The following is a 14,200-nucleotide window of genomic DNA, read 5'->3' as shown; positions in this document are numbered from 1 at the left end:
CATAAATTATCCCTGCCGCTTGCGCGCGCCGCCAGCAGCGACCTGGGACACCGGGGGCGGGCGGGCGCCCCGAAATCCGTGAGTCGACAACTATCACTGTCCGGGCTGCCTGGCACCCAGCACACGCACGCGCCCGGGGATCAGTCCTGCAACACCGTCCGGGCGAAACTGCTCAGCGCCTCACGATCGGGTTGCCGGGTCTTGGTCATCAGGCTGGCGACGTGCTTCTCCACGGTACGGGGAGAGATGTGCAGCCGCGAAGCGATCGACTTGTTGCCGATCCGGTCGACGAGCAGCATGCAGACCTCGTACTCGCGGCTGGTGATACCCATCTGCCGCAGGTGCGCGGGGACCTGATCGGTACCGGTCCGCCGCTGCGAGACCGTCGCTCCGAGCTGGCGCAACATACTGCGGCACACACCGGCGACGGCGGCCACTTCCGCGTTGTGGAAGTAGTCCTCGGCCTGCCGCAGCCAGGTGATCGGGTCACCCCAGCCGTCCGCGTGCGCGGGCTCCGCCACCAGGCGCAGCCCGAGGTGCCGGGCCATCGGGTAGATCGAGGATGTCTCCTGAGCCTCGGCAACCTTCGCCACGGCCTCCACCCTACGGCCGTCCCGTCCCAGCAGAACGGCGTGCGCCAACTCCACGAACTGCCGGTTCCACCGCATCCCGCTGGCCGCCGTCGCGGTCACCGCCTCGAAGTGGGCCCACCCGTTCCGGCCAGCCAGTACTCCGAGCAGCAGGCCGACCCCATCCTTCCCGGCCATGTGGAACTTGGTCGGGTTCTGCGCGTCGTACGCCAGCGCCTGAGCCATCTCGGATTCCGCCAGCTCGCGGTTCTCCTCGAGCAGTGCGCAGAAGGTCCGGGCCATCCCGTAGGACAACGGCAACTCGTGCGAGGCCCGTTCGCCGTACGCCGCCAGCTCGGAAAGAATCTCCGCCATCGCGGCCCGACGGCCCTGATGACCGGCCAGCACTGCCTTGGTCACCAGCACGTACGGCGCGCCGCGGCTGAGCTTGAGCCGCCGGGTCACCTCGAGGCATTCCTCGATCATCAGGGCAGCCCGGTCGTACTCGCCCCGCAGTACCGCTTGCTGGGCAAGGACACGGTCGACCTCGTAGGCGCTGGGGATCGCGCCGATCTTCAGCGCCTGCTGCTTGGCGGCCTCCAGCTCGGCGACGCTGCCATCGGCCAGGCAGATCGAACCGGCTTGGAAGATGTGCGCGACCACGCGCTGCAGTCCCATGTTGTTGTCCGTGGCGACCTGCCGGGCCTGCTGGAAGTAGCGGATCGACTGCCCGAGGTCGTGCTCGCGGGCGAGGATGCCCAGCAGCTGCCAGGCATCCGCTTCGACCGCCGGAAGGTTCGCACGCTTGGCGGCCTCGGCGGCGCGGGCACCGAGCGCGGCTGCCGACTTGAGCCGGCCGGGACTCGTCCTGGTCATCTCCAGTGCGGCCGCGATCGCGTCCAGCGGCGCCAGGTCCGCATCGGCCGGCTCTTGACCGAGGAGGGAGCGCGCGGTGGCCACATGGCTGATCGCCGACGCCCACCGGCCCGCGGTGTGCTCGAACTCGGCCAGCCGGACGTGCAGGGCCGCTACCCGGCGGCTGTCGAGGCCGGCTCCGGCCAGGTTGTCGATCGTCTCGGTGCGGGCCGCCGGATGCTCGAACTGACCTGTCTCGCCCAGCGCGAGCACCAGGGCACCGAGCACGCCGGCCCGATAACCGACGTCTGGGTCGCCGGTCAGCAAGGTGTACGCGCGGTCCAGCAGGTTCACCGCGGTTCCCATCGAGCCCTCGTCGAACGACCGCCGCCCGGTCTCGGCGAACAACCTCGCAGCCCGGCCGACGTCCCCGCCGGCCTCGGCCAGTTCGCCGACCATCGGGGACCACTCGCCGGGCAACCCGGGATGCAGGGTTTCGACCGCATCCGCACACCGTCGGGCCAGCGCCGCGCGCTCGGTCGGGTTGAGCCCGGCGAGCAGCGCCTCGGCGGTCAGCGGATGGCGGAACGCGTACCAGTCGGGCACGGGCTCGTCCGGGCCGACCAGCTGGGCGGCCAGCCCGGCGCGCAGGGTGGCCAGCAGTTGGCGCTCGCCGATACCGCTGGCCTGCCGGACCACGCTGAGCGGGAACCGGTGACCGAGCACGGCCGCCAGCACCAGGAGTTCGCGGGACTCGGGGCCGAGCTGATCGGTACGGCTGCTGATACTGCGGACCACCGCGGCCGGGATCGTCATCCGCAGGTCGTCGACGACCTGGACGCTCCCGTCCGACGAAGCCAGCAGTTGCCCGGACCGGCTCGCCTCCTGCAGCAACTCCTCGACGATGAAGGGAATCCCGGCGCTGTCGGCCCACAGCCGTTCGGCGAGCTGGTCGGGGACGGCGTCCGGAGCGACCTCGAGCTTGGTGGCGGCGAGCTCGCGGACGTCCGCGCGGTTGAGCGGCCGCAGCTCGATCAGGGTCGCGGCTCCCCGCTGCTGGGCCAGTTGTGCGAGCTCCGCGGCGGGACAGCGCTCCGACCGTACTGTTGCGACCAGAGCGATCGGCTGGTCCTCCAGGTTGTCGAGCAGGTACTCGATCACCGCCAGCGTTTCGGGGTCCGAACCCTGCAGATCCTCGAGCACGAGCAGGCAGCCACGGTCACGCCCGACCAGTTCGAGCAGCCGGAGCACCGCCTCGCCCAGCACCACCGTCGAGATCGCGTTGTCCGAAGAGTCGCCGTAGTCCCAGTCCGGCACCAGCCGGCCGAGCACCCGGCGGTACGGTCCCAGCTTCTCGGGGTCGGGCATTTCTCCCCGGCGGACCAGCGACAGCAGCGCCTCGGCGAACGGGCGGAAGGCCACTGTGGTGCCGATCGCGCCGACCCGGCCACGCAACGTGACCATGCTGTGGTCGAGGGCGTCGGCAGTGCCGACCGCGGCGAGCCGGCTCTTCCCGATCCCGGGCTCGCCGATGAGAAAGACCGCACCCCCGCGGCCGGCACGCGTCGCCGTCAGCAGGTGGTCGAGCTGAGTGATCTCCTCGTCTCTGCCGACCACTCCAGGCGCATGGGTCTGCATGGCTGCAAACTCTAATCGCGGGTCGGTGCGGTCGCAGTCCGAAGGTTCGCTCCGATCACCGGTCGCCGGCCGGCTCCAGCAGACCAGGCGCCTGCTGGAACCGACCGGCATCCGGCGATCGGAGCGGGAATCAGTTCGCTAGATCGTGGTGTCGGTCGATGCGCCCGCCAGTACGGCCTGCATGGCCAGGGCCGCGGCGCTGGCGCCGGCGACCAGCCCCAGGGCGCGGGCGCCGACCTTGGTCCGCATCGGCAGCGTGACGGGACCGATCGGATCGTCGTGCTCGGCGTCTGCCTGCCGCAGGTCGAGGTTGTGGTCGTGCAGGTGCTGGGCGGTCATGGTGTAACCCCTGTCAGGTGATGGCCGGGCCGGTGCGGTAGTAGGCGCTCCCGGCCGGCGGATGGCTCCTGCAGCAGGACGGACGGGATCTGCCCGTGGAAACCGAGGCGGAGCATGCCGTAGCCGATCCCTGCCAGCCCGGTCAGCAGACCGGGAGAAGGAACGGCTCGCGGCGTACCGCAGTGCGGCCCGTACTGCTGTACTGCGGCGAGCACCAACCCGGCCCGCCGGCGCCGGACTGCCTCAGCGGCTGGATGCTCGCGGTCGGCGAGCCACAGCAGTGGCTCCACCGTGCCGAGCTCGCCGTGACACAGACTCGTGTCGGCGAGCACCGGACGTTCTGCTTCGGTCTTCAGGTACTTGCCGAGCTCCACGGGCACACCGGCGCTGAGCCGGGCCAACGTGGTCCCCGCAGTTCCTGAGCACCAACCGGCATCGACAGGCTCGTCCCGCCGATCCAGTTCGACTGCAACCTTCGCAGCCTCGGCGTACTTGTCTCCAGGTACGCCGTACTGCCCCAGAGCGAAGGCGATTCCCTCATACCCGCGGGCGAATCCGGCAGCCGGTGCAGGCGTCAGCAGCTCCACAGCGGCAACCAGCTCGTCGGCGTAGCGTGCCGCAAGCCGTGCAGCACCAGGGATCCCCTGTACTGCGACCAGCCCGCCGGCAGCACCTTCTCCGTAGTTGGGGAAGTCGTCGGGCGCAAGGCCTTCCATGACCTCCAGCGCATCCGCGACGCACCGGGTGAGGTCGGAGTCGCCCAGGAGGTGGCTCAGGCGGTTCAACCCGTAGGTGATTCCGCCGAGGCCGTACAGTCCGGGTCCGACGGCCTGCGCGGACTCCGGGTTCGCGGCAAGCTTCTCCAGGAGTCGCGGGATCGGGCGGATCGCGTCACTGGCGAGCTCGCAGTACTTGCTGGCTCCGGTGAGGACGCCGACCTGCGCCAGGAACAGCGCAGTACCGGTGTAGCCGTAGGAGATGCCTGCGCCCATCGGGAGGACGGCCCAGTGGTGGTCGTCTAGTAGTTCGAGGCCGAGCCAGTTCGCGGGTCCGCCGCTGGTGCCGACGACCTGGGCCATGATCTCGTCGGCGAGGTCGGTGGCCGCGGCGAGCAGCCGCTCGGGATCGGCTTCCGCAGCGCCGAGCCCGGGCCGGACCGCGGTAGTGGCGTGAATCACAGGCTCCGGCCGGGTGGCCAGGCAGGCGGAGATCACCCACTTCTGACGGTGCTCGTCGATCTCACCCATCGCCAGGAGCTTCGCCTCGACGGTCTCGAGTCCCTTGGCCGCCAGGAGATCCGGCACCCGGGAGCCGTCCGCAGCCCAGACATCACGGCTGTCCGGCCGCGCGGTGAACAGGGGGATGTCGCCCGTCCACAGCTCGGCCAGTTCGAACGGAACGAGTGGTCGCAGCTCCTCGTCGGCGTCCCAGAGCAGGTCGAGCAACTGGCTGTGACCGCTCGCGTCGCGTAGTGCGTCCGGATGGGTCGACTCGTCCAGCAGCGTCGCGTAGAGGTTGGACGGCCTGGCGACATAGCGGATCTCGTCTTGCGCGCAGGCGGCCAGCAGACCGTCTGCGCCCAGCAGTTCGTCGCGGTGCCGGGCGATCGCCTCATACGCGGTCCGGAACCCTGCTAGCAAGGAGGCCTCGTGGTCCCGTGGTTCTGTCACGGCACCCTTCAGCTGGGGCCGGTTGGGGCGGCCCATGGTCGTACCCGGCCGACGGACCAGGCGCATGGAGTCGAGGCCGGCGTCTGCCCAGTCGACCACGCTGTGAGGAGCCGTACTGCCCTCGTCGCCACCCACGCCCGACAGGTCGGCGACACCGTGCTCACCGGTCACCAGCAACGGGAGCAGCGCAGTCCGCGAGACCGAGCTGAGCAAGGCGATGTAGGCCGGGTCGCGGCTGAGGGCACCGCTGGCCATCATGCTCGGGTGGAACAAGGTCTCGACGTCCACGAGCACCGGCTGGTCGCCATCGGCGATCAGGTTCTCGCAGTGCATGTCCGTGCCGTCCAGCACATACAGCAGGGCAAGGAGTGCGCCCTGCCGCTGGTAGAATCGGCGTACGTCGGACAGGTCCTTGCAGGCGTTGTGCGGGATGAATTCGAGCCAGCCGTAGCCCGGGCGCCGTAGTACGTGGACTGTCTTGACCGTCAGGTCGGTCTTCGAGTTCAGCCAGCCGACCAGGTCGTTGAAGTGCGCGTGCAGGTCGAGCGACCTGGGCTTGTAGACCAGCTGGCGTCCGTCCTGAAAGGTGAGGGTGGCGGTGCAGCGCCCGCCGCGGTGCGGATCGCCCCCGGGCTCGACGCGAGTCAGGACACCGGGATCGTCACCGCCCAGGAGTTCACCGACCAGCTGCTCGCGGTCCTCAGCGAGGCGGGCCAGCAGCTCGAGGTGACCCTCGACCGCCTGCCGGCACGCCTCGCCCAGGACCCGGGCCAGCACTGGGTAGGCGGCCAGGAACTCCGCCAGCTCGCTCCCTCCGACGAGCCGGTGGGTGAAGTCGAGAAACCGCTCGGCCGGGGTGGCGCCGGTCAGGTCGCCGCGGTGCCGGGCGCGGGCGAGCTCCCGCACCAGGGTGCGGGACGCCAGCCTGACCAGGCGAAGGCCGAGTCCGTGGAGGAACTGCTCGCTGACCGCACCGGTCTGTCCGGCCGCGGCCAGGTCCTGCCGGGCCGATGCGAGCAGCGGTTCGAGGCACCTGACCATGGCCTGCTGCCAGTCACCCGTCGCGGGTGTGGAGGTGGTCACAGTCGACGTACTGCGCTCGACGTACTCCGCCCAGGCCGGCATCGTCCGGCCGAGTTCATGCGGACCGATCCCCGCGGACCACCAGGCTTTCGGCGGACCGGTCGGGGGAGCTTCGATGGGCGCGGAGTCGAGCACGCCGTCAGCGTGACACCGTGCGACGCCGCAGACATGGGTAGGAAGCCCCCATATTTCTTGCTCTCCGGAAGCCGCTCGAAGTTGGGGGCACAACCCCCATGTGGGGAAGGCTTGCAAGTGTCACGGTGAGCGTGTGCACAACTACGCTCCCGGCCTACCGGTCTCAGCCCACTCGGTGCTCGACGTCGTACCGCAGCTGGCCGGCCAGTCCGCGGCAGCCGCACTCCGGGAGACTGCTGAGGTTGCGCAGGCCGCAGACGACCTGGGCTATCGCCGCTTCTGGCTTGCGGAACACCATGGAGTGCGGGGGAGCGGCAGTGCCAGCCCAGCCGTGCTTGCCGCGATACTGGCCGCTCGGACCGACCGGATCCGGTTGGGCTCGGGTGGTGTGCAGTTGACGAACCACCAGCCGCTGGTCGTGGCCGAGCAGTTCGCTGCGCTGGGTGCGGCGTATCCGAGCCGGATCGATCTCGGTGTCTGCCGGGCCGAGACGGTTCCTCCAGGCACGGCCGCTGCGCTGGGGTGGAGCGAGGCTGCGAGGGATACGTTCGCGCAGCGGCTGGATGAGGTCTGCGGGTTCCTCCAGGACGGACTGCCGGGGCTGGCCCCGGTGGGAGATGTTCGGCTCGCGCTGGCTGGGTTGCCGCCGCCTGTGTTCGTGCTGGCGGACAACCCGGGCGCTGCGCAGGTGGCCGCAGTACGGGGGCTGCCGGCGTTCCTTGCTCATCACCGGGCCGCCTCTGTCACGTTGGCGGCTGCGGCGGCGTACCGGGACGGCTTCGAGCCGACCGGGCCGGCCGGGAAGCCTTATCTCGGGGTGTCAGTGGCTGTGGTTGCCGCGGACACCGATGAGGAGGCGCTGGTCCGGCTGACGGAGTACGTGCGGACGAAGGCGCGACTGACCTCGGCCCCGCGGCGGGCCACACCGACCGAGCTGCTCGAACGGCTGGAGCCCCCGATCACCGGACGCGAGCGGGCCAAGGCCGAGCGCTTGCTGAACGATCCCGGCCACATCATCGGCTCTCGGGCCACCGTGGTCGCGCGGCTGGGTGCGCTGGCGGCCAATACTGCCGCTGACGAGGTCATGCTGGTTCCGCTCGCCTTCGACGGGCTGATCCGCTCGTCCATCCTCAGGACCGTCGCGACCGGCCTGAGCCGGGCAGTCCGCACCGTCCCACGCCCCGCCCCGCACTTCGTCGCCACTGCCTGAACCACATCCTGAACCGCCTCACCCGGTCGGCCTAAGGTGGAGATGCCGACTAGCGAAAGGCGATGGTGATGTCGCGGGAGCAGGAAGTCCTCAAGGCGTGTCCGACCGAGCTCTTCATCGCCGGCAAGTGGCGACCGGCCGAGGGCGGCAAGGCCCTCGCCGTCGAGGACCCGGCCACCGGTACGACGCTGTGCGACGTGGCTGATGCCAGTCCCGCGGACGGTGTGGCCGCGCTGGATGCCGCTGTCGCCGCGCAGGCCGAGTGGGCCGCGACGCCGCCGAGGGACCGCGGCGAGATCCTGCGGAGAACCTACGAGCTGATGACAGCGCAGGCCGATGACCTGGCGCTGCTGATGACGCTGGAGATGGGCAAGCCGGTCGCGGAGTCGAAGGCGGAGATCGCCTACGCGTCGGAGTTCTTCCGCTGGTTCGCCGAGGAGGCGGTCCGGATCGACGGCGGCTACCAGGTCGCGCCCAACGGCAAGGGCCGCGTCCTGGTGATGCGGCAACCGGTCGGTCCCTGTCTGCTGATCACGCCGTGGAACTTCCCGGCCGCGATGGGCGCCCGGAAGATCGGCCCGGCCGTCGCCGCGGGCTGCACGATGGTGGTGAAGCCGGCCGCGCAGACGCCGTTGTCGATGCTGAAGCTGGCCGACCTGATGACCGAGGCGGGACTGCCGCCCGGCGTACTGAACGTGGTCACGACCAGCGACGCGGGCGGCGTGATGGAACCGCTGATCCGTGACGATCGGACCCGCAAGCTCTCCTTCACCGGCTCCACCCCGGTCGGGGTGAAGCTGCTCGAGCAAGCTGCCGGCCAGGTGTTGCGGACCAGCATGGAGCTCGGCGGCAACGCGCCGTTCCTGGTCTTCGAGGACGCCGACCTGGACAAGGCGGTCGAGGGGGCGATGCTCGCCAAGATGCGCAATGGCGGCGAGGCGTGTACGGCGGCGAACCGGATCTATGTGCACTCGTCCGTGATGACGCAGTTCGCCGCGAAGCTGACCGAACGGATGGCGGCGCTGAAGGTCGGCCGGGGCACCGAGGAGGGTGTCGAGGTCGGCCCACTGATCGACGGCAAGCAGCGCGACAAGGTCAAGGACCTGGTCGACGACGCCATCGCTCAAGGAGCTCAGGTGCTGACCGGCGCATCGATTGCCGAGGGCAACGGCTACTTCTACCCGCCGACGGTGCTGGCCGACGTCCCGAAGACCGCACGCCTGCAGAAGGAGGAGATCTTCGGCCCGGTTGCTCCCCTCACCGCCTTCGAGGATGAGGACGAGGCCGTCGCGATGGCCAACGACACCGAGTTCGGCCTGGTCTCCTACCTGTTCACCCAGAACCTCAGTCGTGCCCTCCGAGTCAGCGAGCGCCTGGAAACCGGCATGATCGGCCTCAACCAGGGCATCGTCTCCAACCCCGCCGCCCCCTTCGGCGGCGTCAAACACTCCGGCCTCGGCCGCGAAGGCGGCCCGATCGGCATCGACGAATACCTCGAAGTCAAATACCTCGCCGTCTCCCTCGACTAACCACAACGTCCGAAGAACCTTGGCCTATAGCGCAAGGTTCTTCGGACGCTGTGGGCTATTCGGTGAGCCAGGACTTGATGGTGTCCGAGTCGGGGCGGGGGGAGGTGCCGATGGCGTGGGGGACGAAGCGGGCGTAGTAGTCGGTGATGGGGCCGTCGGACTCGCGGACCATCATGCCGGCGGCGACGCCGTCGATCACCCAGCTGCCGATCACCGCGCGGTTGCCCTCGTACGACGGGAGTGGGTGCCACTCCTGGTAGATCATCGTGTCGGTGGCGTACGGACCGTCCTGGACGTGGTCCTCGGGGGCGGCGATCGTGTGGATCCGGATGTTGCTGCCTTCTCTTCCCTGCAAGGGTTTAGCGACCCATTCGAGCAGGTCGCCCGGCGATCCGAAGTACGCGGGCAGCAGGTTCGGGTGGTCCGGGTACAGCTCCCACAGCACCGGCAGGATCGCCTTGGTGGACAGCATCGTCTTCCAGATCGGCTCGATCCACTGCACCGGTTCGCGCTCGACGCCGGCCAGCAGGTACCGGCCGAACTCCTCGTCGAGCATGTCCTCCCACGGGTAGAGCTTGAACGCGGTCCGGATCTTCCGCCCGCCCCAATCCACGAACGCCCGCTGCGCCGACTCCCAGCCGAGGTCCTCGATCTCATGCCCGTACGTCGCCAGTCCCGCCATCGCCGCCGTGTCCCGCAGGTAGGCGACCGTCATCGCCTCCTCGCCGGTGGTCTCGGCGCCCGAGTTGAAGAAGTGCGCCTCGTTACCGGGGAAGGCGCCGGCCGCGAGCCGCTCGGCCCACCACTTGACCAGCCGGTCGTGCACGGAGTTCCACTGGTCGCCCTCCGGGAACACGTCTTCCAGCCAGTTCCACTGGATCACCGCGGACTCCAGCAGCCCGGTCGGGGTGTCGCCGTTGATCTCCAGCATCTTCGGCTCGACGCCGTTCCAGGCAAGGTCGAACCGCGCATAGACGGAGAGGTCCTCCCGCTTCAGCGACTGCTGCACGAGCGACAGGGTGCCGGACGCCAGACCGAGTTGGTCGTCACTGAACCGGCCCACCATCACCGAGGCGGCGTGCTTGCACATCGCGTAGAGCTCCTCGGTGACGCGTTCGAGGTGCAGCACCTCGTCCATCGTCACCTCGTACCAGGCGCTCTCGTTCCAGTACGGCCGCTCGGTGCCGTCCGGCATGTCCGTCATCGGGAACACCAGGCCCTGCTCGACGACCTTGTCCCGCCAGTCCGGCCGCGGCTTGATCGCGTGCCGCCACATCAGCCGCCAGAGCTCCCCTTGACCGACTTGCCGAACCCGCCGCGGCTGATGGTGCCGATGTCACCGCCGCCCGGATCCAGGCCGCCCCGCTTGATCGTCGGCGACCCGCTGGTGCCGGTTCCGGCGGGCCGGCTCTGCGGGATCGTGTAGGTGCCGTTGCCGGCGTTGTAGCGACCACCGATCGGCGGGACCAGGGCGCCGCCCCGGGTGGCCATGTAGAACCAGAAGAACCCGGCACCCGACCCGTGGTACTCGCGCTCGTCCTTGCAGTTGTCGTCACTCGCGCGCTGGTCGGTCTGCGGGTCGACGCAGATCGCGGCGTAGTCGGGCTGGTCGTCGTCGTTCGAGCAGCCGGTCAGCGAGGCGGCGACCAGCGCCGTCAGGCCGAGGGTGATCCCGGCACTGCGCATCCGTCGCTCGGTCACGCTCTTTCCTCCCCCTCGGGGTGCGGTTTCATCGAGAACATGATGGCCGCACCAACCACCATCGTTACACCCACGACAACCAGGGGGCCGGTTCCCACGTCGGCGACCGCCCACACGAGCACCACCACGAAGGACACCGCTGCCAGCACGGGCACGATTACCCGCTGCAGCACGCGTCCCTGGAGCTGTCCCCGGAAATACACCGGTACTGCGGCCGCCGTGGCCAGGTAGTACAGCGAGACCAGCACGGACACCGCCGCCACGGAGTCAGCCAGTACCGCGTCCGACGTGAGCACGAGGGTCACGTAGGTCAGCACACTGGCTCCGGCGAACACCCAGGTGGACACGCTCGGTGTCTGGTAGCGGGCCGAAATCCGGGCGAACTGCCCGGGGAAGGCGTCCTGGCGAGCCATCGACAGCATCGTCCGGGCCGTCGGCAGGATCGTGGTCTGGGTCGAGGCCAGGGCGGACACCAGGACGGCGGCGATCAGGAGATTGCCGCCGGCGGACCCGAGAAGTTCCGTGCCGAGTGCGGCGAAGAAGTCGTCGTCCGCGATCTCCGTGAGCGGGTCGACCCCGGCGTACGCGACCGCGGCCCACGCGACCACGACGTACAGGATGATCAGGACGCCGTTCGCGATCAGGGCGGCGATGGCCGGCGTACTGCGTGGGTTGCGGGACTCCTCGTTGACGCTGAAGGACGAGTCCCAGCCCCAGTAGAGGAACACCGCGACGAGGACACCGGCAGCCCATGCGCCGTCACCGGTGTTGGAGAACGCGGGGATGCTGAGGCTGCCCGCCTCCCGGAACGCCTCGATCGCGAACCACAACAACGCGACCAGCTCCACGGTCAGCAGCAGCATCTGCGTCCACGCCGCCACCTGGATCCCGCGGTAGGCGAGCAGGGCCATCACCAGGATGAACACCGTGCCCAGCCCCGCCTGCGCGAGCCGGGAGTCGACCGCGCTGTCCAGCCCGAGCAGGTCGTAGGTGTAGACCGCCGCGACCTGGGCGAGGTTGCTCATCACCAGGACGCAGGCCATCACCGTGGTCCAGCCGACCATCCGGCCGATGCCGAGCCCGAACGCCTTCTCGGTCCACTTGAACGTGGTCCCGGCATCCGGCTCCGCCTGGTTCAGCTCACGGAAGCAGAGCGCGACCAGGACCACCGGGATCGCACTCAGGGCCAGCACGAGGGGAGCGGCCGCTCCCACATATCCGGCCAGTAGCCCGACCGAGACAGCCAGCGAGTACGCCGGTGCCGTCGAGGCGACCCCGATCGCAGTCGATGAGCCGATCCCCAGTGCGTCCCGGCGCAGGCTTCGTCCCCTGGACCGCGATTCAGTCGTCGTCATCGTCAGACCAGGGTGCCACCTCACCAGCTCAGCACTCCCACCGCACCCCGGGTCATCCCCAGGGGCGGTGCTCCCATTCGGCGCGGAGGAGGGACCACACCTGGAGGTCGTGGAGGTCGCCGCGGTACGGGAAGGCCTGTCGCAGCGTCCCCTCACACGTCATGCCGAGGCGCTTCGCGACCGCGACACTGCGGGCGTTGGTCGGCACGCAACGCCACTCGACCCGGTTCAGCCCGCGCACTCCGATCGCCCAGTCGATCAGCTGCTGCGCACTCCGCGAGACCAACCCCTGCCCTTCCGCATGGGCGGCCAGCCAGACCCCGATCTCGCAGCTTCCCCACCTCGCCTCGAAGGTCCTGAACAGCACCCCGCCGACCAGCTCGCCACTCAGCCAGATCCCGTAGATCCGCCCTTCGTCCGCCGCCTGCCGATCGGCGTACCGGCGGAGGAACCTGCGGGCCGCCTCCTCGTCCACGATCAGCTCGGCCCACGGGATGTAGGGCTCGATGTTGGCGCGTGCCTTCTCCACATGCGCCAGGAACTCGGCCGCCTGCCAGGGCTCGAGCGGACGCAGCTCGGCGTTCCCGGTGATCTTCGTCGCGAACATGGACACCCTCCCCAAAGTACATAACAAACGTTCGGTACGTACTATAGCCCCTCAGGAGGTGCATGATGCCGGCGAAGACGGATCACGAAGCACGACGACGCGATGTCTCGGCCGCGGTCTGGCGCGTGCTCGCCGCCGACGGGTTCGGCGGCCTCACCCTGCGGGCGGTCGCCACCGAGATGGGCGCGTCCACCGGTCTGCTCACCCACTACTTCCCGTCCAAGCACGCGCTGGTCAAGCACGCCCTCGAGCTGGCCGAGACCCGCACCCGCGACCTGGTCCCAGCAACAACAGACCTCCGTACTGCGCTGGCAGCCGTCCTGCCGCTGACCCCCGAAGCCACCGAGATCAACCGCGTCTGGGTCAGCTCCTGGGACGCCGCTCTCGCCGATCCGGAGCTGCATGCCCTGGAGAAGGCACGGTACAAGCGCTGGCGAAGCCGCTTGAAACCACTAGTCGTCGAATCACAACAGCACGGCGACCTGCCACCAGGCGATCCCGATGACCTGGTGGCAGGACTGGCCGCGTTCACCCACGGACTCGTAGTACAGGCTCTCTTCGACCCGCGAACCTTCCCGCGCAAACGGCTCCTCGCCTTGCTGGACTCTCACCTCGAGGCGCTTACTCCACGACGAGGTTGAGGCGCTGGATGCCCCAGTTGTCGGCAGCCGGGCCCGGCGGGAACCAGACGTCGACGATGTCGTCCTTGATCCAGCTGCCGATGTCGGCCGCGTAGCAGTGCCCGTAGCCCGGGACGAACAAGCGGGTTCCCCACGGGACGATCCGGGCGTCGACCGCGCAGATCCCCGTACCGGCGTTGTACCCGAGCGCCGTCTGGGCCACATCGTTGTACGCCGAGACGCGGTAGTTCAGCGTGGTCCCCTTGGCCAGGGTGAACGCGGCGAGCCGGTTCGAGGAGTTCAGCCGGAACGAGGTGGTGATCTGCCCGACCGACGAGGCCGAGGAGTCATCGCTGGACATCGCGTAGACCTGGTAGTGCGCACCGGCGCAGGGACTCGCATCCGTCACCTGAAGCGTCGGCTGACCCCAGTCACTGATCCATTGCAGCGCCTGGCCGTTCTTGAACGCCCGGTACGCCTTGGCTCCGGCGACCCGGCTGAAGGTGAAGGTCACCCGGCCGTCGGTCCCCAATCCGCCGTTGATCCCGGTGGGCGCCGGCAGCCGCCCGCTCACGTCGTACGCCGGTGCGGTGGTCCCGTTGCCATGACCACCAGAGATCGGCCGATCGGGGATCGGTCCGGTGTAGAAGTGCTGGCAGGCCGGCAGCGCCGCCGAGGCGGTCCCCGGTGCGACAACCAGCCCGGTCACTATCAGGGAAGAGAGCAAAAGCCCTTGCATCAAACGGTTTCTGCGCATGAAGAACAGACCTCCAGTACGGGGCGGGCCAACAAGGCGAACTGAGGTTCAGCACCAAGTAGGACCTGCCCGGCGCCTTTAGTCAAGGTGTTGACGTAAGTCCTGTCAGCAGCCAGCGCAGAGCGGGCGCCG

General features: G+C 69.2%; 11 protein-coding genes. 3 read left to right on the top strand and 8 right to left on the bottom strand.

Going from position 1 to position 14,200, the window contains the following annotated elements:
* Positions 1–140: 140 nt before the first annotated feature.
* From VFG33_RS14480 to VFG33_RS14470, 3 genes are all read right to left on the bottom strand, one after another.
* Complete coding sequence (locus tag VFG33_RS14480; RefSeq protein WP_325026553.1) at positions 141–3,062, bottom strand: helix-turn-helix transcriptional regulator; 2,922 nt, start codon at positions 3,060–3,062, stop codon at positions 141–143.
* Between the two features lie 138 nt (positions 3,063–3,200).
* Positions 3,201–3,401 (bottom strand): hypothetical protein, encoded by a 201-nt coding sequence (locus tag VFG33_RS14475; protein WP_325026551.1) that lies wholly within the window; start codon positions 3,399–3,401, stop codon positions 3,201–3,203.
* Positions 3,398–6,289, bottom strand: coding sequence for a type 2 lanthipeptide synthetase LanM family protein (locus tag VFG33_RS14470; RefSeq protein ID WP_325026548.1), 2,892 nt, complete (start codon positions 6,287–6,289; stop codon positions 3,398–3,400). The genes VFG33_RS14475 and VFG33_RS14470 overlap by 4 nt, the downstream gene beginning before the upstream one ends.
* Before the next feature lie 133 nt (positions 6,290–6,422).
* On the opposite strand from VFG33_RS14470, the gene VFG33_RS14465 reads away from it, so the two are divergent.
* On the top strand, positions 6,423–7,499 hold the full coding sequence (locus VFG33_RS14465; protein WP_325026546.1) for an MsnO8 family LLM class oxidoreductase: 1,077 nt from the start codon (positions 6,423–6,425) through the stop codon (positions 7,497–7,499).
* 68 nt (positions 7,500–7,567) lie between these two features.
* Positions 7,568–9,028 carry an NAD-dependent succinate-semialdehyde dehydrogenase gene (locus VFG33_RS14460; protein WP_325026544.1) on the top strand — a complete coding sequence of 487 codons (1,461 nt, stop codon included), beginning with the start codon at positions 7,568–7,570 and terminating at the stop codon, positions 9,026–9,028.
* A gap of 55 nt (positions 9,029–9,083) precedes the next feature.
* On the opposite strand, the gene VFG33_RS14455 is transcribed toward VFG33_RS14460, so the two are convergent.
* Genes VFG33_RS14455 through VFG33_RS14440 form a run of 4 tightly spaced genes read right to left on the bottom strand, consistent with a single transcriptional unit; the run spans position 9,084 to position 12,691 of the window.
* Positions 9,084–10,304, bottom strand: coding sequence for a glutathionylspermidine synthase family protein (locus VFG33_RS14455; RefSeq protein WP_325026542.1), 1,221 nt, complete (start codon positions 10,302–10,304; stop codon positions 9,084–9,086).
* On the bottom strand, positions 10,304–10,729 hold the full coding sequence (locus VFG33_RS14450; protein ID WP_325026540.1) for a hypothetical protein: 426 nt from the start codon (positions 10,727–10,729) through the stop codon (positions 10,304–10,306). Before VFG33_RS14450 ends, VFG33_RS14455 begins: the two co-directional genes overlap by 1 nt.
* On the bottom strand, positions 10,726–12,084 hold the full coding sequence (locus VFG33_RS14445; protein WP_325026538.1) for an APC family permease: 1,359 nt from the start codon (positions 12,082–12,084) through the stop codon (positions 10,726–10,728). The genes VFG33_RS14450 and VFG33_RS14445 overlap by 4 nt, the downstream gene beginning before the upstream one ends.
* Positions 12,085–12,136: 52 nt before the next feature.
* On the bottom strand, positions 12,137–12,691 hold the full coding sequence (locus tag VFG33_RS14440; protein WP_325026536.1) for a GNAT family N-acetyltransferase: 555 nt from the start codon (positions 12,689–12,691) through the stop codon (positions 12,137–12,139).
* 62 nt (positions 12,692–12,753) lie between these two features.
* Between VFG33_RS14440 and VFG33_RS14435 the strand changes: the two genes are divergently transcribed.
* Positions 12,754–13,332 (top strand): TetR/AcrR family transcriptional regulator, encoded by a 579-nt coding sequence (locus tag VFG33_RS14435; RefSeq protein WP_325026534.1) that lies wholly within the window; start codon positions 12,754–12,756, stop codon positions 13,330–13,332.
* On the opposite strand, the gene VFG33_RS14430 is transcribed toward VFG33_RS14435, so the two are convergent.
* On the bottom strand, positions 13,313–14,068 hold the full coding sequence (locus VFG33_RS14430; RefSeq protein WP_325026532.1) for a 3D domain-containing protein: 756 nt from the start codon (positions 14,066–14,068) through the stop codon (positions 13,313–13,315). The genes VFG33_RS14435 and VFG33_RS14430 overlap by 20 nt on opposite strands.
* Positions 14,069–14,200: the final 132 nt, after the last annotated feature.

The sequence above is a fragment of the Kribbella sp. genome (assembly GCF_035687465.1).
Classification (GTDB): domain Bacteria; phylum Actinomycetota; class Actinomycetes; order Propionibacteriales; family Kribbellaceae; genus Kribbella.
The sequence above is the reverse complement of the archived record's forward strand: the minus strand, read 5'-3'. Positions and strand labels throughout refer to the sequence as shown.